General features: G+C 69.5%; 19 protein-coding genes and 1 riboswitch. Of the genes, 8 read left to right on the top strand and 11 right to left on the bottom strand.

The window, feature by feature from the left end; genetic code table 11:
- Window positions 1-2: 2 nt before the first annotated feature.
- Both ACTWPT_RS13610 and ACTWPT_RS13615 read right to left on the bottom strand, forming a co-directional pair.
- Window positions 3-494: a cupin domain-containing protein gene (locus tag ACTWPT_RS13610; RefSeq protein WP_443177701.1), complete on the bottom strand. Its 492-nt coding sequence runs from the start codon at window positions 492-494 to the stop codon at window positions 3-5.
- Window positions 495-509: 15 nt separating this feature from the next.
- A complete protein-coding gene (locus tag ACTWPT_RS13615) occupies window positions 510-1,598 on the bottom strand; it encodes an alcohol dehydrogenase catalytic domain-containing protein (protein ID WP_443177702.1) in 1,089 nt (362 codons plus the stop codon).
- A 129-nt stretch (window positions 1,599-1,727) separates the two neighbouring features.
- Here ACTWPT_RS13615 and ACTWPT_RS13620 point away from each other — a divergent pair, with 129 nt between their 5' ends.
- Genes ACTWPT_RS13620 through ACTWPT_RS13630 form a run of 3 tightly spaced genes read left to right on the top strand, consistent with a single transcriptional unit; the run spans window position 1,728 to window position 6,483 of the window.
- Window positions 1,728-2,978 carry an ABC transporter substrate-binding protein gene (locus ACTWPT_RS13620; RefSeq protein ID WP_443177703.1) on the top strand — a complete coding sequence of 417 codons (1,251 nt, stop codon included), beginning with the start codon at window positions 1,728-1,730 and terminating at the stop codon, window positions 2,976-2,978.
- Complete coding sequence (locus ACTWPT_RS13625) at window positions 2,975-5,740, top strand: ABC transporter permease subunit (RefSeq protein ID WP_443177704.1); 2,766 nt, start codon at window positions 2,975-2,977, stop codon at window positions 5,738-5,740. Before ACTWPT_RS13620 ends, ACTWPT_RS13625 begins: the two co-directional genes overlap by 4 nt.
- 2 nt (window positions 5,741-5,742) lie before the next feature.
- Window positions 5,743-6,483, top strand: a complete 741-nt coding sequence (locus ACTWPT_RS13630; RefSeq protein WP_443177705.1) for an ABC transporter ATP-binding protein — start codon at window positions 5,743-5,745, stop codon at window positions 6,481-6,483.
- On the opposite strand, the gene ACTWPT_RS13635 is transcribed toward ACTWPT_RS13630, so the two are convergent.
- On the bottom strand, window positions 6,471-7,211 hold the full coding sequence (locus tag ACTWPT_RS13635; protein ID WP_443177706.1) for a dienelactone hydrolase family protein: 741 nt from the start codon (window positions 7,209-7,211) through the stop codon (window positions 6,471-6,473). The genes ACTWPT_RS13630 and ACTWPT_RS13635 overlap by 13 nt on opposite strands.
- A gap of 87 nt (window positions 7,212-7,298) precedes the next feature.
- On the opposite strand from ACTWPT_RS13635, the gene ACTWPT_RS13640 reads away from it, so the two are divergent.
- A complete protein-coding gene (locus ACTWPT_RS13640; protein WP_443177707.1) occupies window positions 7,299-8,105 on the top strand; it encodes a helix-turn-helix transcriptional regulator in 807 nt (268 codons plus the stop codon).
- A gap of 1,298 nt (window positions 8,106-9,403) precedes the next feature.
- Here ACTWPT_RS13640 and ACTWPT_RS13645 read toward each other — a convergent pair.
- The 5 genes from ACTWPT_RS13645 to ACTWPT_RS13665 form a co-directional block, all read right to left on the bottom strand.
- A complete protein-coding gene (locus tag ACTWPT_RS13645) occupies window positions 9,404-10,282 on the bottom strand; it encodes an MBL fold metallo-hydrolase (RefSeq protein ID WP_443177708.1) in 879 nt (292 codons plus the stop codon).
- Between the two features lie 12 nt (window positions 10,283-10,294).
- Window positions 10,295-10,362, bottom strand: a riboswitch (guanidine-III (ykkC-III) riboswitch).
- A 321-nt stretch (window positions 10,363-10,683) separates the two neighbouring features.
- The gene (locus tag ACTWPT_RS13650) at window positions 10,684-10,989 is read right to left on the bottom strand and encodes a winged helix-turn-helix domain-containing protein (RefSeq protein WP_443177709.1); all 306 of its coding nucleotides are present in this window, start codon (window positions 10,987-10,989) and stop codon (window positions 10,684-10,686) included.
- Complete coding sequence (locus ACTWPT_RS13655; RefSeq protein ID WP_443177710.1) at window positions 10,986-11,429, bottom strand: hypothetical protein; 444 nt, start codon at window positions 11,427-11,429, stop codon at window positions 10,986-10,988. The genes ACTWPT_RS13650 and ACTWPT_RS13655 overlap by 4 nt, the downstream gene beginning before the upstream one ends.
- 493 nt (window positions 11,430-11,922) lie before the next feature.
- On the bottom strand, window positions 11,923-12,198 hold the full coding sequence (locus ACTWPT_RS13660) for an HAD-IA family hydrolase (RefSeq protein ID WP_443177711.1): 276 nt from the start codon (window positions 12,196-12,198) through the stop codon (window positions 11,923-11,925).
- The gene (locus ACTWPT_RS13665) at window positions 12,186-12,497 is read right to left on the bottom strand and encodes a hypothetical protein (protein ID WP_443177712.1); all 312 of its coding nucleotides are present in this window, start codon (window positions 12,495-12,497) and stop codon (window positions 12,186-12,188) included. The genes ACTWPT_RS13660 and ACTWPT_RS13665 overlap by 13 nt, the downstream gene beginning before the upstream one ends.
- Window positions 12,498-12,889: 392 nt before the next feature.
- Here ACTWPT_RS13665 and ACTWPT_RS13670 point away from each other — a divergent pair, with 392 nt between their 5' ends.
- From ACTWPT_RS13670 to ACTWPT_RS13685, 4 genes are all read left to right on the top strand, one after another.
- Window positions 12,890-14,110 (top strand): riboflavin synthase, encoded by a 1,221-nt coding sequence (locus ACTWPT_RS13670; RefSeq protein WP_443177713.1) that lies wholly within the window; start codon window positions 12,890-12,892, stop codon window positions 14,108-14,110.
- Window positions 14,107-14,862, top strand: a complete 756-nt coding sequence (locus tag ACTWPT_RS13675; protein WP_443177714.1) for a class I SAM-dependent methyltransferase — start codon at window positions 14,107-14,109, stop codon at window positions 14,860-14,862. Before ACTWPT_RS13670 ends, ACTWPT_RS13675 begins: the two co-directional genes overlap by 4 nt.
- A 120-nt stretch (window positions 14,863-14,982) precedes the next feature.
- Window positions 14,983-15,756: an enoyl-CoA hydratase/isomerase family protein gene (locus tag ACTWPT_RS13680; RefSeq protein WP_443177715.1), complete on the top strand. Its 774-nt coding sequence runs from the start codon at window positions 14,983-14,985 to the stop codon at window positions 15,754-15,756.
- Window positions 15,757-15,876: 120 nt separating this feature from the next.
- The gene (locus ACTWPT_RS13685) at window positions 15,877-16,695 is read left to right on the top strand and encodes an amidohydrolase family protein (protein ID WP_443177716.1); all 819 of its coding nucleotides are present in this window, start codon (window positions 15,877-15,879) and stop codon (window positions 16,693-16,695) included.
- Window positions 16,696-16,915: 220 nt separating this feature from the next.
- On the opposite strand, the gene ACTWPT_RS13690 is transcribed toward ACTWPT_RS13685, so the two are convergent.
- The 3 genes from ACTWPT_RS13690 to ACTWPT_RS13700 form a co-directional block, all read right to left on the bottom strand.
- Window positions 16,916-17,893, bottom strand: coding sequence for an alpha/beta fold hydrolase (locus ACTWPT_RS13690; protein ID WP_443177717.1), 978 nt, complete (start codon window positions 17,891-17,893; stop codon window positions 16,916-16,918).
- Window positions 17,894-18,205: 312 nt separating this feature from the next.
- Window positions 18,206-18,883, bottom strand: a complete 678-nt coding sequence (locus ACTWPT_RS13695) for a carboxymuconolactone decarboxylase family protein (RefSeq protein ID WP_443177718.1) — start codon at window positions 18,881-18,883, stop codon at window positions 18,206-18,208.
- Window positions 18,884-18,895: 12 nt separating this feature from the next.
- Window positions 18,896-19,714 carry an SDR family oxidoreductase gene (locus ACTWPT_RS13700; RefSeq protein WP_443177719.1) on the bottom strand — a complete coding sequence of 273 codons (819 nt, stop codon included), beginning with the start codon at window positions 19,712-19,714 and terminating at the stop codon, window positions 18,896-18,898.
- Window positions 19,715-19,720: the final 6 nt, after the last annotated feature.

Here is a 19,720-nt window from a genome sequence, read left to right on the forward strand (position 1 = left end):
CGTCACACCATGTACTGGTCGTGACGCAGATACACGTCGGTCCACTCTTCAGGGGTGAGCTGGCGGCCGGTGGCCACGATGTCGGCGAGCTCCTCGAAGTAGGCCTCACGGGGCGCGCCCGGGGTGAAGAGGATCAGCATTGACGCGGGCTCGCCGGATTCGTTGCGGAAGGCGTGCACGCCGCCCTCCGGCACGAAAAGGAAGTCACCCGGCTTGCCGTCGGCCCACTTGTCGCCGTTGAAGAGGCGGATGGTGCCGGACAGCACGTAGAACGACTCGGTCATCGTCCGGTGGAAGTGCGCACCGGGGCCGGACGGGGCCGGGCCCATCTCCCACCGGTACAGGCCGAACGCGCCGTTGGTCGAGCCGCCTGTGCCGAGGTAGTGCACCTGCGTCCCAGTGCCTATTTTCAGGTCAGGCGGCCTGTTGGCCGTATGGAAGACGCCGCTGTGCTCACCGGTTTCAGCCAGGTATCGCGGCTCGGGATAGGACATGTCGGCAGGATAGCGTCAGAACGTGATCACGGTGCGGGCGACGGTCCCCTGACGGACGTGGGCGACGGCCTCGTTGATCTGGTCGAGCGGGAGGCGTTCGGAGATGAGGCCGTCGAGGTCTAGGCGGCCCCTCAGGTATTGACCGGCCAGCATGGGCAGGTCGCGGTGCGGCGCGGCGTCGCCGCCCTGGGTGCCCATGAGGCGGCGGGAGGCGAACAGCAGGCCCGGGTCGAGCTCCAGCGGCCGTCCCGACGGAGGGCTGCCGACCATGACCGTGGTGCCGCCCGACTGGGTCGCGGCGAACGCCTGCGCCAGCACGCCGGGCACCCCCGTCGCGTCGAAGGCGTAGTCGACGCCGCCCGGCACCACCTCGGCCACCTGCTTGGGCAGGTCCCCGGCCAGGAGGGTCGCGGTGGCGCCGAACTGCATGGCCAGCTTCAGCTTGTGCTCGGCCACGTCGGCGGCGATGATCGTGGTCGCGCCCGCGAGCACCGCGCCCTGGATGACGTTGAGTCCCACCCCGCCGCAGCCGACGACGAGGACGGAGGCGCCGGGCGGGACCTTGGCGACGTTCAGGACCGCGCCGACCCCTGTCACGACGCCGCAGGCCAGCAGGCACCCGGCGGCGAACGGCACACCTTTGCGCAGCTTCACGCACATGGCCTCGCTCACGACCGCGTACTCGGCGAACGAGCCGATGCCGATGAAGCGCCGCGTCTCCTGGCCGTCGAGGGTGATCCTGGGCAGGCCGCCCATGATGGTGGGCAGCCGGGCGGGGCCCGCACACAGGTGGAAGCGGCCCGCGCCGCACGGGCGGCAGCGGCCGCAGGGACCGTTCATCGAGATGATGACGTGGTCGCCGGGCGTGACGGAGGTGACGCCCGCGCCGGCGCTCTCCACCACGCCCGCGCTCTCGTGTCCGAGGATGAACGGCAGCCTGGCGACCACCGGGCTCTTGCCGTCGATGGCCTTGAGGTCGGAGCCGCACACCCCGGACGCCTTGATCTGCACGCGGACCTCGCCCGGGCCCGGATCGGCGATCTCCACTTCGCGGATCTCCATGGGAGCGTGGAACCCGGTCAGCACGGCCGCGCGCATCAACATGCGCCACACGGTAACCCCGGTACCGAATTGTAAGCAAGCGATTGCTAGGTAGCCCGTTGACGCCCTTTCTGGGCGAATTTACGCTTGGCGGAAAACCAAGCGAGCGCTAGGCCAAATCGCGAGGCAATCATGATCGTACGGCGGGGTGGGGCGGCGGCGCTCACGGTGGCGCTGCTCGTCACCGGGTGCGCGGCCCAGCAGAAGGCCGCGACTCAGCAGGAAGGCGCGGCCGTGCCAGGCGTGACCGGCACGACGATCAAGGTCGGCGGCGTGCTGACCAAGACCAGTGCCAGCGGGTACTCGACCAAGGACGCCGAGATCGGCGCCAAGGCCAGATTCGAGCGCGCCAACGCCGAAGGCGGCGTGCACGGACGGAAGATCGAGTTCGCCGGGGCCGAGGACGACGGGCAGGACGCGGCCAAGGGCGACGCGGCGGCCAAGAAGCTCGTGCAGAAGGACCAGGCGTTCGCCCTGGTCCCGGTGCACGCGCCCAACTTCGGCGGCGCCGCCTTCCTGGAGCAGCAGGGCGTGCCGTGGTTCGGCTGGGCGACGGGGCCGCAGTGGTGCGGCACCAAGACCGGCTTCGGCTACAACGGCTGCCTGGCGCCCAAGCAAGGTGCCGGGTCGCAGACCTGGTGGGGCCGCCAGATGGCCGACCTGCTCGGCGGCGCCGAAGGAAAGAGCGTCTACGTGCAGACCAGCGACTCCAGCGGCAGCAAGTACGGCGGCACGACGATCTCCCAATCGTTCACCGCGGCCGGCTTCAATCTGGTCGGCGTGAACTCCGGCCTCCCGGCCGCCGCCCCGCCGCCCGACTGGCTCCCGTACGTCAACAAGATCATGACCTCGAACGGCGGCGAGGCGCCGGACATCGTGGTCTCGGTGATCGCCGGCACCAAGTTCAACGTCGGCCTGTACTCGGCGCTCAAGCGCGCCGGCTACAAGGGCGTGCTCACGGACGCCACCAGCTACGACGCCGCCATACTCAAGGACCCGGCGAGCGCGCAGGCCCTGGAGGGCGTGATCGCCGCGCCGATGTTCGAGCCCTTCGAGTCGAGCGCGCCGGAGATCGCGCAGCTCAAGCAGGACGTCGAGAAGGTCGCTCCCGGCACGGTGCTCACCCAGCACCTGGCGATCGGCTACTGGGCCGCCGACATCTTCCTCGACATGCTCGACAAGACGGGCAAGGACCTGACCAGGGAGAAGTTCCTGGCCACGGGCAACGGCTCGTACACCTACGAGAACGCCGGCTTCGGCAGGATCCAGTACCCCAAGGACCACAGCGAGCCGAACGGCTGCGGCGCCCTGGTCAAGCTGGAGAACGGCGCCTTTCAGGTGGCCAAGAGCATGAAGTGCTTCGACAACGTGCCGCTCAAATGATCCTTGGCTATGTGCTCAGCGGCCTGGTCACCGGGGCGATCTTCGCGATCATGGGGTCGGGCCTGACGCTCTCGTACGCCGCGACCGGGGTGTTCAACTTCGCCCACGGCGCGCTCGGGTTTCTGTCCGCCCTGCTGTTCTACGAGCTCACCACGGCCGCCGGGCTGCCCGCGTGGTCGGCGGCGCTGATCTCGGTGATGCTGTTCGCGCCCGCGCTCGGCTACGTGCTGCACAAGGCCATGTTCCGCGGGCTCGCCCAGGCGGGGGAGACGGCGCAGATCGTCGCCACGATCGGGCTGACGATCGCGCTGCCCGCGCTGGGCCTGCTGGTCGTGGACCTGGCCGGGCTGCCGGCCGCGGACGCGACCTCGCTGCCGCGCGGCGTCGGGCCGCATCCGGCCGTGGCGTTCGACGTGCCCTTCGGCACACAGAGCGTGCGCCTGGACACCGACCAGCTCATCACGTTCGCCTTCTCGGCGGTGGCGGCGGCCGGGCTGTGGGCGTTCATGCGGCACACCCCGTACGGGCTGCGCATGCGGGCCTCGGTCGACCGCCGTCGCCTGGCCACGCTGCGGGGCATCGACGCCGACGCCACCTCGGCGCTGGCCTGGATGCTGGGCTCCGGGCTCGCGGGGCTTGCCGGGGTGCTGGCGGTGTCGGTGCTGGGGCTGGACGCGACGGCGTACACGGTGTTGTTGTTCGCCTCGGCCACGGCGGCGGTGTTCGGGCGGCTGCGGTCGATTCCCTGGACGTTCGCCGCCGGGCTGGCGCTCGGCGTGGTGCAGAACCTGGTCGCCGGTTACACCGACTTCCTGGAGGAGGTCACCGGGCTGCGTACCGCCGTGCCGGTGATCCTGCTGTTCGCCGGGCTCGTGTTGCTCAACAGGTCGCGCGAGCGGGTCGCGGGTAGCGCGGCCGAGGACACGCCGCCGCCCGACCACCTGGCCGGGCTGTCACCCTGGCGGCGGCGCCGGCCCTGGGCCGTGGGCCTGGTCGTGCTGGTGGTCTTCACCTTCGTGGCGCCGGAGTACTACGTGGGGATCGCCGCGCAGGGGCTCGTGCTGGCGTTGATCTTCTGCTCGTTCGTGGTGGTGACCGGGATCGGCGGCATGGTCAACCTGGCGCAGGCGGCCTTCGCCTCGATGGCGGCGTTGACCTGCGGATGGGCGTTCTCCTCCGGGCTGCCGTTCTTCGTCGCGATCCTGTTGGGAGTGCTGGCGGCGGCCGCCGTCGGCATGCTGGTGGCGCTGCCCGCGCTGCGGCTGGGCGGGCGGGTGCTGACGCTCGCCACGCTGGCCCTGGCATTGCTGGCCGACCAGGTGTTGTTCCAGGTGGACGCGTTCAGCAACGGGACCATCGGGTGGCCGCTGCCCGCGCTCGGCTTCGGCTTCGCCGACACCTCCGATCCGCGGGTGCTGGTGGTGGTGCTGCTCGTGCTGATCGGGGGCGTGGCACTGCTGGTGCGGAACCTGGAGAGGTCCGCGTCCGGGCGGGCCATCCTGGCCGTGCGCTCGGCTCCGGCCGCCGCAACGACGTCCGGGTTGTCCGCGCCGCGCACCAAGATCATGCTGTTCGTGCTGGCGTCGGCGATCGCCGGCCTCGGCGGGGTGTTGTTCGCGGTCGCGAAGGGCTCGATCACCGCCACCGATCTGCCGGCCTTCGCCGGCTTCGTGTGGCTGGCCGTGGTGGTGCTGCAGGGGGTGCGCCGGATCGGCGGCGCGGTGCTCGGCGGGCTCATCGCGGTCGTCACGCCCGAGCTGCTGTCCACTTGGGATCTGTCCGCGCACGTCGGGGCCATCCTGTTCGGGCTCGGCGGCATGATCCTCGCCAAGCACCCCGACGGGGTGCTCGCCCAGATGGCCGAGCTCCGTCACGGCCTCCTCGCGAAGAGCACGCCGGCTCACCCCCGCAAGCAGGCGGTGGTCCTGGCGGCGGCGGGCGGGGCGGCGGCGGGCGGCGCGGCGGCGGTTCCAGCCGCAGCCGGTGGCGCCGTGGCGGCTCCAGCGGTGGCGGGTGGCGCCGTGGCGGTTCCAGCGGTGGCGGGTGGCGCCGTGGCGGTTCCAGCGCAGGCCGGTGGCGCGCGGCCGTTGCTCGCACTGGACGGCATCGTCGCCGGCTACCAGGACTGCACGGTGCTGCGTGGTGTGGACCTGGCCGTCCACCCGGGCGAAGTCGTGGCATTGCTCGGCGCCAACGGCGCGGGCAAGTCCACCACCTGCGCGGCCGCCGCCGGAGACCTGCCGATCACCGCCGGCCGGATCCTGCTGGACGGCCAGGACGTCACCGCCTGGCCCGCCCACCGCAGGGCACGGGCCGGGATCCTGCTGGCGCCCGAAGGACGCGGCGTGTTCCCTGGACTCACCGTGGAGGAGAACCTGCGGACCTGGCTGCCTGGGCCCGAACCCGTCTACGACCGGCTGCCGCAGCTGGCCGAGCGCCGCGGCGTGCTCGCCGGCGCGCTGTCCGGCGGCGAACAGCAGCTGCTCACCCTTGCTCCGGCGCTCGTCCGACCGCCCAGGGTGCTGATCGCGGACGAGCCGTCGCTCGGGCTGGCGCCGCTGGTGGTACGGCAGATCTTCGAGGTGTTCGCCGAGCTGCGCGAGCGCGGGGTGGCGCTGCTGCTGGTCGAGGAGAAGGCCACGGAGGCGCTGGCGATCGCCGACCGGGTGGCGTTCATGCGGCTCGGCCGGGTCACCTGGGCTGGGCCCCGCTCCGAGGTGGACAGCGAACGGCTGGCCGCCGCTTACCTGGGTGTGAGGTGACCATGCTGGCCGTCGAGGGCGTGTCGGTGGCGTTCGGTGGGGTCAGGGCGCTCGATCAGGTGTCGTTCGAGGTGGCCGCCGGGCAGGTCTGCGGGGTCATCGGGCCGAACGGCGCGGGCAAGACCACGCTGTTCGACGTCGTGTCGGGGCTGCGCAGACCGAGCGCGGGGCGGGTCAGCGTGGCGGGTCGGGACCTCACCGGGGTGTCGCCGGTCAAGCGGGCCAGGGCCGGGCTGCGCCGCACGTTCCAGCGGACCCAGGTGTTCGGCCGGCTCACCGTCGCCGACAACGTGCTGGCCGCGCTCGACTGGCACGGCGGCGGTGGCGGGCTCGCCGCCGACCTGGTCGGCTGGCCGGGCCGGCGGCGGCACGAGCGCGAGCGGCGCGAGCGCGTGACCGAGGTGCTGAGGTTGTGTGGGGTCGACGGGCTGCGCGACGCGTACGCCGCCGCGCTCCCGGTCGGGCAGCGCCGGCTCGTGGAGCTGGCCAGGGCCCTCGCCGACCGGCCCGCGCTGCTGCTGCTCGACGAGCCCACCTCCGGTCTGGACGCCGGCCAGACCACCCGCCTCGGCGCGGTGGTCAGGTCGCTGAACACGACCGTGCTGCTGGTGGAGCACGACATGGGCTTCGTCATGGACACCTGCGACCGGATCGTCGTGCTCGACCTCGGCAAGGTGATCGCCACCGGCACACCGGCCGAGATCAGGGAGAATCCGGTGGTCCGGGCCGCCTACTTGGGTTGAGCCCCGGATTGAGCATGGCGCTCGGTGAACGACAGGATCTGGCGCCAGGCGTCCTGGCACGCCTCCGCCCACTCGCCGTACGTGCGGTCGAAGAACGAATGCGGCGCGCCCTCGTATATGTGGGTCTCGTGCTCGGTGCCGACCCGGTCCAGCGCGGCCGTGAACGCGTCGAACTCCTCCGGCGTCGACGCCGTGTCCGCCCCGCCCCTGAGCAGCAGGATCGGCGCGCCCTGACCGGTCGGGGTCTCCTGGATGGCCCGGAGGGCGCCGTAGAAGCCGATGCCGCCGGCTAGGCCGTTGCCCTCGAAGGCCTGCCGCCACGACTGGGCGCCGCCCATGCAGAAGCCCACCGTGAAGACCGGCCCGTCCAGCGCCTCGGTGGCCGCGCGCACGTCCGCCCTGACCTGGTCGCTGCTCAGCTGCTTGACGTGGGTCATGTAGTCGAAGTCGTCGCCGCGGTCGCCGAGGCCCGCCGTTCGGCCGAAATAGTCGATCGCGATCGTCCGGAACCCCGCCTCGGCGAACCGCACCGCCAGGTCCTTGTAGAACGGGTGCAACCCGCGTACGTCAGGCATGATCACCACGCTCCGCCCGTTCCATTCGGCGGGCTCGGCCCGGTAGGCGAGGAAACGGTTGCCGTCGGCGGCGGTCAGCTCGAACTGCTCGTGTGAGGCCACCTCGCCCTGGATCGGCGGTGCGGGCGGCCTGCTGTCAGTGGAATGACACATGCTGGGCACTATGCCCGGAGACGGTTCCGGATATCCAGGTACTCGGAGGGGCAGGCTCGCCGCGGCCGCGACCGGCAGACTGGAGCTATGAATCGGGAACTCGGGGCATTTCTCCAGGCCCGCAGGAGCGAGGTCACGCCCGAGGACGTGGGACTGGCGAGCGGGCCGCGCAGGCGCGTGCGCGGGCTGCGCCGCGAGGAGGTGGCGGAACTGGCTGGCATCAGCGTCGAATACCTCGTACGCCTCGAACAGGGCAAGGCCGACCAGCCGTCTGCGTCCGTCATGGAGGCGCTGGCCAGGGCGCTGGACCTGACAGATGCCGAGCGGGCGCACCTGTTCGACCTGGCCGGGCGGGCTCTCCGCCGGCCCAGGCCCGCGCGAGGGGTGCGGCGCGAGCTGGCGGGGCTGCTCGACCGGATGGACGACGTTCCCGCCCTCGTCACCAATCACCGGCTCGACGTGCTCGCCTGGAACCGGCTCAGCGCCGCGCTCTTCCCCGGCCTCTGCCGCCGCGGCGGGAACGCGGCCCGGTACAACTTCCTCGAATCCGCCGCTCTCGAGCTGTATGCCGAACGAGACGAGGTCCTCCGGTCCTCCGTCGGCCAGCTCCGCCTGGCCAGCGGCCGCCATCCCGACGACCCGGAGCTGACCGCCCTGATCGGCGAGCTGTCGGTCCGCAGTGAGCGGTTCCGGTCGCTGTGGGCAGGGCGGGTCGTCAAGGAACGCACTCACGGCGGCAAGCGCTTCACTCATCCCGTGGTGGGGGAGCTGGATCTGCACTACGAGACGTTTGAGCTGCCCGGCGGCTCCGGGCAGCGGCTCAACACGTTCCACGCGCAGCCGGGCAGCGCCAGCGAGGAGTCCCTACGCCTGCTCGCCTCCTGGTCGGCCTAGCCCAGTCGACCACCTTTCCACGGCCCCCAGCCCCAAACCGGGGCCGGTTCGTATACGCGCCAGCTCACGACGAGCCCGCACCTGATCGCGCCCCATCTCGACTGCTGCTGACCATATTTCAGTGCTCAGAGGGTCGCAGATGGTAGCCAAGCCACTACCCGACGTCCCAGACGACGGTTCCGGCCGTCCGCTGGTTTGCCGACCCGGACCTCATAGTCCGGGATGACCAGCGCACCTGGATCTGGGTCCGGGCCCGAACCGCTGAAGCACTCGCTCAGATCCGCACCGAGCTGCCCGGTGATTGGATGATGGACTACTCCTGCTGAGCTTGCGAACTCAAGCCTGAGATCAAGCCCAACGACGATCTCCACGAGTGCTTTGGTCAGCGTCCGTTCGAGCGACAACCTGATCGCCCGCATCGCCGAGGCCGAGCGAGAAGGCTGGCTCGGGAGAAGGCCGGATATGAGGCGAGAGCCTATTCCTGTACAACGGCCCGGCCAGTGGTGACCCCATGTGCCGAGGGCTCGATCGTCATGGCCACGCGCGTCTGGACATCGAACGTGTGGTGCAAACGCGGAAGAAAACCACCTGCAGTTGCGGAAGTAAATGCCTGCAAACACGGAAGACCGCGATCATCAGCCTGGTGGCGGGATGAGCAGGTCCACGGCCTGACGACGGTCGAGACCGGGCTCATGCTCGCCCCAGGGGGTGGGCACCGCCCTGTCGCTGCTGATCGCCGGGCGGCTCAACGGCCGCATCGGCGCCCGCCCCCTGGTTCTGGTCGGGCTGGCCGTCACTGTCGCGGCGACGATCCCGTTCACCCTGTCCGGCACCGGCGACCTGCTCCAGATCATCACCCTGCTGGTCCGGGGCATGGGACTGGGCACGGCGGGTGTGGCGATGATGGCCGGCGCCTACCAGGGACTGCGTCCAGACCAGATCCTCGGCGCGACCGGCCTGACCAGCGTCGTTCAGCGCGTCGGCGGCTCGTTCGGCACCGCCGTCCTGGCCGTCGTCCTCCAACGGGTCACCGAGGGCCACGGTAGCCCCGCCGCACTGGAAGGCGCGTTCGGCGAAACCTTCTGGTGGACGGTCGGCTTCGCTCTCATCGCCCTCATCCCCGCATGGCTACTGCCCCGATCACGACCGGTCAGCCGGGCGCGACCAGTCGGTCGGACGCGGTCCCGGTTCCATCCAATCCGTGGACGTCACGGGGTCGTCGCGGCGAGGACGGCCGTGCTATCGAGGTCGAAGGGGCGGCCCTCGACGGTGACGCCGTCCTTCACGGTGCGTGTCGCTCATGTGCTGGGGCACAGGACGAAGAGCGGGAAGGCACGACGGCTGGGTTGGTCGCCGATCTCCTTCAGCGCTGCGCGGATCTCGCGCAGGTGGCCGGTGGTCATCTGCAGTGGGGGCTCGTCGGGCTGGTAGACAGTGCGGATCGGATAGTCCACGCCCGGTTGCCGGGTCATTTCGATGTGGCAGCCGAGCACGTAGGTGACCGTCCGGTGGTCGCAGAAGTCGATCAAGCGATCGATCGTCCGGGTGAATGCCTGCCAGTCCTGAATGTAGAGCCGGCCAGGGTAGACCGTGTCGCCGGTGAGGAGGAACCCGGTCCACGGGTCGTAGAACGTGACCGCCGCTTCGTGGTGGCCCGGGGTGGCCAGACACTCCAGCACCCGGCCTCCCAGGTCGACCTGCGCCACGGCAGCGGGATGGTCGGCGAATTCGAAGTACGGCCAGGCAGTGGCCAGGTCCGCGCCGACCACCGTGGTGTCGGGACGATCGGTGAACTGGCCGTCGCCCGCGATGTGGTCACCGTGCGGATGGGTGTGGAGCACTAGCAGGTGGTACCCGTGCCGGGGGTGACGGGCGAGCCAGGACTCAATGAGCTCGTCGACCACCCGGCGAAGGGGGAAGAACTCGGCGGATTCGGTGGCTCCGGTGTCGATCAGGACCGCCCGGGCGTTGCCGAAGAGCAGGAACAGGAACGGCGCCTCGTAGTCGATCGCCATGTTCTGCCGGAGGATGAACGTGTGCTCGTCGTAGGCGTGGACCTGGATGTCCGGGTCGGTGTTGTGCTTGGCCGACGGCGAGCCGTGGATCCACCGGACATCCAACGCACGAGGCCAGGGAGTCGCTCCGGTGAAGTCAATCAGGGAGGTGGGGGCACCCAAGATGTCTCCTTGAGTGCGTCGTCTTGGCGGGCCGGGTACGGCGCACATCTCGTCCGGGGCAGGCACGTACGAGCCGCCACGGCGATGGTACTACGGCACCGAGCGGCTAGGCCTCGCTCCGTCGGGCCTGGCGTACCCCTGATCGGGAGGCCTCCGGGTTATCCACATCCTCGAGTGCCGTGACGGGCGGAGCGGCGCCGGGCGTAGCCCTTTCCGCGCAGAGTCTGACTCCCAGGTGGAGATGACTTATCCGCTGCGCTCCAGGCGGTCGAGTCTGAGGTAGACGGTCCCCGGGGCGCGACCTGTCGCCTTGATGATCTCCAGCCCCGAGCGTGCGTCTAATGCGGCCATCAGGCCTCGATCACGTGCACGGTAGCGGGGTGATCCGCAGTCGCTGCGTCTCAAGTGCGATGGGTTCCCTCCGTGATCTGCCGAAGTATGGACGTGTAGTCCTGGAAGGCGCTGCGCCCTTCGTCGGTCAGCGCCAGCCAGGTCCGAGGGCGTTTGCCGACGAAGCCTTTCGTCGCCCGCACGTAGCCTGCCTTCTCCAGCGTGTTGATGTGCTTGGACAGGAGCGAGTCGCTGACCTCGATCGTGTCCCTCAGAAGGCCGAACTCGACCGTTTCCGCCGCCGCGAGCATGGCCATGATGGACAGCCGCACCGGGGCGTGGATGATCTCGTCGAGCGCGTGCCGTGGATGGCTCACCGGTCCTCCGTGGAGCGGAATATACGCACCGCGCCATACAGCAGAGGGGCGCCTGCGATCAGTGCGACCAGTACATCGGCCACCACCCACAGCGGGCCCGGGTCCTGCGGGTGCAGGAACATGTTGTAGATCGCCCCGATCACCGTCGTCCCCACAAAGGCATAGGTGACGGAGCGCGAGAGCCGGGACAGCAACCGACCGTAGGCCCGCTGGCGGGCCATATAGAGGGCACCGGCCACGACGAGGGCAGTAGGTATCCAGATGGCGTAGTCCTTGATCGCTTCGGGGCCGAGTAGCGTGGTCAGCCAGTAGGCAGTGTTCCCGAGCCACATCCCTAGGAAGAACCGCGCGCCCCGGAGGCTGGACTTCCGTACGGCGCCCTGCGCGCGGTCCACTTCGCGAAGGGCGGCCTCTGCTGACAAGTCATCATGTTCCGGCATGTTTCCTCCTGCTCATCTATTCAACTCCTAGAAGAGTACTCAACTCTCGTTCAAGAATCTAGAGGGAATGGGTAAGTCCAGGAGGGACCGGCCGATCAGTTAGGGGGCTGACCGGTGTAGGGAGCGAGCTGTGGCCGGAAGGCTGTCTATGCCGAGGCCTGATCGTCAGTGGACTCGTGGGACGGGAACATCTACCCAGTGGGGACCTCCCAGCCCGAGAGCAATTCGGCGACGCGGCAAGCAGGTCTTCGCCCCGGCCATGATCGCCGACGCCGCCTGAGACCTGTACGCCAAGCGCGATGCGCCCCCGCGGCGACCTTTCAGCGCCTTCGGCACGGTCTGGTTCCAAGGCGACGGATCCCGTCTCGGGCCTGTTTCGGACGCTCCTCCAATCAAGGGTGGCTGCCAGTCGCACTCCCCGTCAGGACCGGGGGTGCGGCCGGACGATCCCACGCGGCCGCAGGCGGAGGAGCGGCATGCAACCAGGTCACCGCTAGGTCAACACCGCGGCGAGGTCCGCCACCGTTCGGTAGTGGACACCGGTCATGCCGAGCGATGTGGCCGCCTCTACGTTCTCGAGCCGGTCGTCGACGAACAGGCAGCGCTCGGGTGCGGCGCCGGTGAGTTCTGCGGCGATCTCGTAGATGCGCTGGTCGGGCTTGGCTACCCCGACCGTGGCGCTGCTGACCACTGCGTCGGCGAAGTGGGTCAGTTCAATTCGGTCCAGGTGTTCGTCCAAGGTGTCCGTGGCGTTGGTCACCAGCACCACCGGCACCCGCTCCTGTGCCTTCGCCAGCAGCGCCTTGACGTCTCATCCACCGTGAACGGTACGGCAATGAATTCGGCGACCGCGAGCCTTGCCCGTTCGTCTCCGCCCAGGGCGACGACGACCGACTCCGCCCACTTCTCCTCGCTGATCAGGCCGAGTGTGGCCGACCCGATGAGGGCGGGGTCGAAGGCGGTCCGCATCAGCGGCAGCCCGTTACGGGCCTCGATCTCAGCCTGAACGGCATGGTCGAAGTGGCGGAGCACGCCGTCAAGGTCGCAGAGCACCGCGTCGAAGGGCATCACGGCCCTCCATTGTGCGGTGTGGCCCGGTGAGCGGGTTCCATCGGTCGGAATGGTGCGCCGATCGGGAGGGCTCTGGACCCGACATTCGCGCAGTGATCATGTGTTCCTCGGAGCCTGCGTGAACCGGGGACGGCGGGATTTCGTCGGCGGGAGCGGCGATCGGGCTCACCGAACCGTTGATCTTGCCGACGGGTGGGTGATATAGGTGGATTGGTGCGATTCCAAGGTGCGGCGGTGACAGCCCGCCGGTTCCGTCGGTAGCGGCGGGACGACTCGGTGTGATTCCGGGCCACGCGGTGACACCCCGCCACCTCTCGGGCCCTGCTCACGGCCCCTGACTCCTTCGTGCGGCGAGGACCGTCCTTGCCGCTGTCGAGAGGTGGTGCCGGATGTTCACCGGGCACATTCAGGAAGTCGGAACGGTGGTGGCCGTCGACCAAGCTCGTATCGCGGTCAGAGCGCCCAAGGCCGCCGCGAGCGCGCTGGGTTCGATCTGCCTGAACGGCGTCGGGCTGATCGTCGTTCAGAACGAGTGCGAGACGGGCGTCCTGGAAGCCAGGCTTACGGCCGAGACCCGCCGCAGATCGACCCTCGACCAGATCCAGCCCGGTACGCGGGTCAACGTGGAGGCGCCCTTGGGCCTGGGCGACCCGCTGGGTGGTCACCTGGTCCAGGGCGCGGTGGATGCCGTGGGCAAGGTCGTGAGAGTCGACGACGAGGAAACCTCACGGCGGTTGTGGATCAAGCCGCCGGAGCGTTTTCTCCCTCTGGTCGTCCCCAAGGGGCAGATCGCGGTCGACGGAGTCAGCCTGACCGTCGCCGAGGTGTCTCGCGACCGGTTCTCGGTGGCGCTGATCCCCGCGACATTGCAGGCCACCGCGCTGGCGGAGCTGTCGGCCGGCGATCGTGTGAATCTGGAGCCCGACCTGCTCACCCGCCTGGTACGCCGCTGGCCGTCCGACCCGGGGCGGGCGGTGACCGAGGTGGTCGCGGCGCTGCCGTGGGCGGGACGGGTCTCGGGCGGGGCCGGCGTGCAGAAGGCGCTGGCGCAACTCGCGTCCGGGGGAGCCGTGGTGATCTGGGATCCCGACCGGGAGGGCGAGGGCGATGTGGTGTTCGCCGGGGTGCGGTTGCGCCCAGAGGGGTTCACCTTCCTGCTTACCCAGGTCTGCGGTCATCCGACCGTGCCGTGCGCGCCTGAGGTCCTGGACCGTCTGGAGATCGGGCCCATCCCCGGACCCGGTGACCGGCATGGCACCCGGCCGCACGTCCCGGTGGATCTGGCCACCGGAACCGGCACCGGGGTGTCGGCGGCCGAACGCGCCGCGACCGTACGCCGCCTGGCCCACCCGGAGTCCAAGCCGTCTGACTTCCTCCGACCGGGGCATGTCTTTCCGCTGGCCGCACGCCCTGGAGGTCTCGCCGAGCGCGCCGGTCACACCGAGGCCACCGTCGCCATGTGCGTGGCGGCCGGGCTTCCGCCGGTCGGGGTGTGCTGCGAGGTCATGAACCCCGACGGGACCATGGCCAAGGCCGCAGAACTGGAGGTGGCCGCCCTGCGCTGGGGCCTGCCTCTGCTCGACGTGGACGACCTGAGGAAGCACCTGTGATCACGGCGGGCCGCGACCTCTACGACGATCCCCGCTTCTTCGAGGGCTACCGTCGGCTCCGGGATTCCGGCGCCGGGATCAACGACGCCATCGAGATCCCGGCCATGAGCCGGATGCTCCCTCCCGTGGCGGGCGCCGCCGTCGTCGATCTGGGCTGCGGGACCGGCGCGCTGGCCCGCCGGCTGGCCGACGCGGGAGCGGCGCAGGTCTTGGCGGTGGACTCCTCCCAGCGGATGCTGGCGCTGGCCACCCCGCATCCGCGAGTCCGCTACCTGCATGCTGACCTGGACGAGCTCACGCTGCCCGGCCGTTCCGCCGACCTGGTCGTCAGCAGCCTCGTCCTGCACTACGTCGCCGACTACCCGGGGTTGGTCCGGCGCGTCGCGCACTGGCTGCGGCCGCGTGGACGGTTCGTCTTCTCGATCGAACACCCCGTCTGCACGGCCGCCGATCCCATGACCGGCTGGCGGCAAACCGGCGAGGGCACGGTCTGGCCGGTCGACGACTATGCCTCGGAAGGGCCTCGAACCCAGAATTGGATCGTCGAAGGCGTGGAGAAATACCACAGGCAGATGGCCACGCTGATCGGCTGCCTGCTCGACGCCGGCCTGGAACTGACCGGTATCGACGAACCCGTTCCCGGCGCCGCCGATCTCCAGAGCCATCCTCACCTGGCTGAACATCTCAGACGCCCGCCGCTTCTGGTGCTGGGAGTCCGTCTTCTGCCGAACGTGACTTCAGCGCGAAGGTAGCTCTGCGTGGTGATGGTGGCGGTGCTGGTGCGGGAGGCCGGTGCAGCGCAAAGGCCGGCACAGATGAGGCCGGCGCACTCGTCCGTAGTTGGATAGAGCCGAGGCGTGGGAGGAAACGCGATGATCACGGTCGACGTGATGGACGGCATCGGGGTCGTACGACTGGCCCATGGCAAGGTCAACGCCCTGGATCTGGAGCTGTGCCGGACGATCGAGCAGACAATGCGCGATCTGGACGACCAGAGGGGACCCGTGCGGGCCGTGGTGGTGACCGGAGCCGGACGGGTGTTTTCGGCGGGCGTCGACCTCAAGCGCGTCGTGGACGGCGGCGCCGCGTACGTGGCGGAGTTCCTGCCCGCGCTCAGCGGTGCCTTCCGATCCGTCTTCGACCTGGGCAAGCCGGTGGTCGCCGCGGTCAACGGGCACGCCATCGCCGGTGGCGGCGTGCTCGCCGCAGCCTGTGACCACCGGATCATGGCGTCCGGGAGCGGCACGATCGGGGTTCCGGAGCTGCGGGTCGGGGTGCCATTCCCGCACTCGGCGCTGGAGATCATGCGATTCGCACTGGGCCCGGTCGGCGCCCGCCGTGCGATCTTCGACGGTGCCAACCACGAGCCGCAGGCGGCCCTGGCCCTGGGCCTGGTCGACGAGTTGAGCGATCCGGACGCCCTGCTGGACCACGCGATGGCCGTTGCCGGCCGGATGGCCACCGACATCCCGGCCGACACCTTCCGCTGCACCAAGACGCAACTCCGGCAGGAGGTGAACGAGCGGCTCGACCGTGTTACCGAGCCGGCCACCTTGGAACTGTGGACGACGGCGGCAACCGACGGCCGGATCCGGGCCTTCATGGACCGGACGGTAGGTTCCGGAGCGACCCTTCGTGAGTCCTGAAGGGATCGACTTGGGCGGAAGCGCGTGCGAACCCGCACCATAGCCGGACAGCCGGCAGGTCGCCGGCCGTGACCGGCCTCGTCCGCCCTACCGGCGGCACCATGAGGAGGAGACATCGCCTTGCCGATCATTGATGTCTGGGCACAACACCCGACGCGGCGCTTCATCCAACACGACATGTTCGACTCGCTGCGCAATTGGTCCGGCACCTCCCTGCCACCCGACCAGCCGCCGCTCTCCGTCACCGTGGCAGCCATGGACGCGGCCGCTGTCGACCTGGCCCTGATCAGCGCTTGGTACGGGCCAGAAGGCGCGCTGATCACCAACGACGAGGTGGCCGCCTTCGTCGCCGAGTCGGACGGTCGCCTGGCCGGGGTCGCCTCCGTCGACCTGCGCAAGCCGATGGCGGCCATCCGCGAGCTCCGGCGGGTGGTCACCGAACTCGGCTTCAAGGCGTTGCGCATCGTGCCTTGGTTGTGGGAACTGCCGCCCACCGACCGCCGCTACTACCCGCTCTACGCCGAATGCGTCGAGCTCGGCATCCCGTTCTGCACGCAGGCGGGCCACACCGGCCCGTTGCGTCCCTCCGAGCCCGGCCGGCCCATCCCGTATCTCGACCAGGTGGCGCTGGACTTTCCCGAGCTGACGATCGTGGCCGGGCACATCGGCTACCCGTGGACCACCGAGATGATCGCGGTGGCCACCAAGCACCCCAACGTCTACATCGACACCTCCGCCTACACCGTTCGCCGCTATCCCGCCGAGCTGGTCGCGTACCTGAAGAGCCATGGCGGCGGCAAAGTGCTGTTCGGCACCAACTACCCGATGATCACACCGCTCAAGGCACTGGACGGGCTGGATCAACTCGAGCTGGATGAGGAGACCCGTGCCATGTTCCTCCACGGGAACGCCCGGCGCGTGTTCCAGACGCTTCACTGACGCGTACAGGAGCGAGCGGTCTGGCCCTGCTCCTGCTCATCCGTTCCCTGAGCTCGCGAGGAACCGGTTGATCAGCTCGGCGAGATCGCCGGGCTGCTCCGCGACCATGTTGTGATGCGTGCCTACTACTGACCTGGAAGGAATTCGTTGCTGGGCGCTTGGCAGGCAGATCGCCAGCACGTGGCGGACACGGCGGGCCACCGTGTGCCGGTGCTCTCGTTCAGCCACTGAGGAACGCGGCAAGGAGCGGGATCACCTGTGCCGGATCGTCTTCGTGCACGTTGTGCCCGGCGCCCGGAATCACCTTCACCTCTGCGCCGGGGATGCGTTCAGCGTACTCGCGGGCGTAGGAGGCGGGCAGCCACTGGTCGTCCCGTCCCCAGACGATCAGCGTCCTGGCGGTGATCCGGCCCAAGCCCGCGTCGATGGGGGCGTAATCCTGGCTGCGGACGAGCTTGACGAAGGCTTCTCGTTGTTCAGGCCTGGACATCCATGCCCAGTTCTCGTCGACCACCTCCGCGGTGACCCGTTCCTGGTGAGTGAACGCGGAGCGCAAGCTTGTCTCAAAGTCCGCGCGGCGCATCAGCTTCACCACGGCCTCACCCACCACTGGCACGCCGAACAGGGCCGTCTGCGAAGCCAGTTCTTTGTTCAGGCCAGGCGAGTCCAGGAGCACGAGCTTATCGACCCGGTCGGGGTGGCGCTCGGCGAAGGAGAGGGTCCACGCACCACCCCACGAGTGACCGACCAGCGACGCCTTCGTCAAGCCCACCGCGTCCAGGAAGGCTCTGATGGCGTCCGCCATGGCGGGGATTGTGTAGGTGAAGTTGTCCGCCGCCTGGGTGTAGCCCTGGCTCGGCAGGTCGACGGCGTAGACCGTGTGGTTCTTGGCCAGGGCGGGGATGGTGTCCCGGTAGGAGTACTGCCACTGGGCGCCACCCGCGATCAGTACAACCGGTGCTCCTTGTCCGGTTTTGGTGTAGTGGAAGCGCGCCACGGGAGTGTCGGCGTACAGGGAGTGAATGCGGCTCAGGTACGGCGAGCGGTATCCCTGTACGGCGGGTGGCTGCCACACATACGCGATGAACAGGACCGCGGCCACCAGCAGCGCGACCAGGCCCGCCAGCCATCGCGGCCAGCGCCGCCGACGGGCGCGCTGCTCGGCCGAAGCCGGCAGTGTCTCTCCAAGTCTGAGCATGATCTTCCTCAGTATCTGCGGGGTCTTCACACACACACCGGGACGGATGGGCATCACCCGCCGTGACAAGTGCGACCAGTGACGTGGCTCACGAACTGCCTGGGCGGGTGGCCACGGCCAGGGCGACCCCAACAGCCCGACTGTAAGACCACAGCGACGGCCGAGGTGGTGTGCGGGGGGACGGCCATCGGGGTGAGGGACTTCAACCGCGCGGGCACATGATGAGCGCGGCGACGTAGTACGCGCACGGAACGGGGGTCGAGGTCCGTGACGAGCCGTTGAGATGCCAGCCACCGCCGGTGATGACGACGCTCATGTGGCGTCCTCCGTGCCAGGGCCCCGCTGAGGAAGCAGGGCCTCTGCGGCCGCCCAAGCTCGGGCGAGCCCGAACTCCGCCAGTCCGCGGATCAGATCACGAAAGGTCTCCTCGGTGGCCCCGTCCGCCTGCGCCAAGGCGGCGTGCAGGCGCATCGACTGACCCAGCGTCTGGTAGAAGACGTCCACGGTCAGGCAGGCGATCGCTCGCTCGCGGATGCTGAGATGCGGGCGGGCCCAGCGCTGGGCGAGCTGGTCCTCGGTGAAGGCGGCCAGCCCTGGGTCCACGGCCTCGAGACCGTGGATGGCGCGGGCCAGCGCTCCGGTCAGCGGCACCGGCTTGATCGGGCCGGTGTCCTGCGCCGGGGGCAGGCCGAGTTCGGCCAGGCGCTGGAAGGCGGGGACGAGGATCGGATAGCCCACGTACGGGGCCAGGTGGCGGTAGAGCTCCCTGATGGCCTCGGGTTCGACCCCGTTGGCCAGGGCCATCTGCACGTGCATGGCCAGGGGCAGGTCGAGGTGCGGGTGACACAGGTCGGCTGTCAGGCAGACGAAGGCCTTCTCCCGCATGGTCAGGTGGGTCAGGCCCCACAGGTTGTGGCCCGCGCCGACCGCGAGCTGGGCGAAGACGGGGTCGAGCGCGACGAGGGCGTCGGCTCCGGCGAGCTGCGTCATGGTGTGCTCCGTTCAGGACAGGCCCAGCGCGCGCAGCCGCAGGGCATCGAGGGTGTACTGGGGGACGACGCGGCCGAGCGTGCTCATCAGCCGCGACTTCTTGCCGACCGGGTAGCGGGAGCGGGGCTTGCGCGCGGTCAGGGCGTGCAGGACGGCGCGGGCGACCACATTGGGGCTGGAGCCCGAGCGCTCCTCCTTCAGCCCGCTGGTGACCATGGTCCGGTAGGCGGCACCGTACAGAAGCCTGCCCTCCTCGCCGATGGCGGCCAGCCGCGGTTCGACCTCGCCTTCGAGCTTGTCGACGGCGGCGGTGTTGATCGAGCCGGGCTCGATGAGGACCGCGCGGATGCCCCAGGGCTTGACCTCCATGCGCAGCGCGTCGTTGAGGGAGCGGATGGCGTGCTTGGAGGAGCACAGTGGGCCGCCGAAGGGCAGGGTGATCCAGCTGCCGACCGAGCCGACGGTGACAACGCGGCCTTTCGATGCGCGCAGCTTCGGCAGCATGGCCTGGGTGACGGCCACCTGGCCGAAGACGTTGACCTCGTACTGCCAGCGCAGCGCGTCAAGGGAGACGAACTCCAGGGGTCCGGTGACGCCGATGCCGGCGTTGTTGACCAGGGCGTCGAGATGACCGATGCGCTCGGCGGCATCGGCGATCTGCCTGGCGTCGGTGACATCCAGCTTGATCGGGGTGACGGTCGGGCCGAGCGCCTGGCCGTCGGCCTCTTTGCGGACTCCGGCGTAGACGGTGAAGCCCTCGCGGGCCAGCAGGAGGGCGGTGGCACGGCCGATTCCGGTAGAAGCGCCGGTCACGAGGACGGTTTTCGACATGAGTGG

The sequence above is a fragment of the Nonomuraea sp. 3N208 genome (genome assembly GCF_052245935.1).
Lineage (GTDB): Bacteria > Actinomycetota > Actinomycetes > Streptosporangiales > Streptosporangiaceae > Nonomuraea.

Coding starts and splice junctions, on each gene's coding strand:
- ACTWPT_RS13695 (WP_443177718.1), bottom strand. CDS start 18,883: ATGACGCAGCTCGCCGGAGCCGACGCCCTCGTCGCGCTCGACCCCGTC.
- ACTWPT_RS13610 (WP_443177701.1), bottom strand. CDS start 494: ATGTCCTATCCCGAGCCGCGATACCTGGCTGAAACCGGTGAGCACAGC.
- ACTWPT_RS13670 (WP_443177713.1), top strand. CDS start 12,890: ATGTTCACCGGGCACATTCAGGAAGTCGGAACGGTGGTGGCCGTCGAC.
- ACTWPT_RS13615 (WP_443177702.1), bottom strand. CDS start 1,598: ATGTTGATGCGCGCGGCCGTGCTGACCGGGTTCCACGCTCCCATGGAG.
- ACTWPT_RS13640 (WP_443177707.1), top strand. CDS start 7,299: ATGAATCGGGAACTCGGGGCATTTCTCCAGGCCCGCAGGAGCGAGGTC.
- ACTWPT_RS13655 (WP_443177710.1), bottom strand. CDS start 11,429: ATGCCGGAACATGATGACTTGTCAGCAGAGGCCGCCCTTCGCGAAGTG.
- ACTWPT_RS13625 (WP_443177704.1), top strand. CDS start 2,975: ATGATCCTTGGCTATGTGCTCAGCGGCCTGGTCACCGGGGCGATCTTC.
- ACTWPT_RS13665 (WP_443177712.1), bottom strand. CDS start 12,497: ATGCCCTTCGACGCGGTGCTCTGCGACCTTGACGGCGTGCTCCGCCAC.
- ACTWPT_RS13680 (WP_443177715.1), top strand. CDS start 14,983: ATGATCACGGTCGACGTGATGGACGGCATCGGGGTCGTACGACTGGCC.
- ACTWPT_RS13690 (WP_443177717.1), bottom strand. CDS start 17,893: ATGCTCAGACTTGGAGAGACACTGCCGGCTTCGGCCGAGCAGCGCGCC.
- ACTWPT_RS13635 (WP_443177706.1), bottom strand. CDS start 7,211: ATGTGTCATTCCACTGACAGCAGGCCGCCCGCACCGCCGATCCAGGGC.
- ACTWPT_RS13620 (WP_443177703.1), top strand. CDS start 1,728: ATGATCGTACGGCGGGGTGGGGCGGCGGCGCTCACGGTGGCGCTGCTC.
- ACTWPT_RS13630 (WP_443177705.1), top strand. CDS start 5,743: ATGCTGGCCGTCGAGGGCGTGTCGGTGGCGTTCGGTGGGGTCAGGGCG.
- ACTWPT_RS13700 (WP_443177719.1), bottom strand. CDS start 19,714: ATGTCGAAAACCGTCCTCGTGACCGGCGCTTCTACCGGAATCGGCCGT.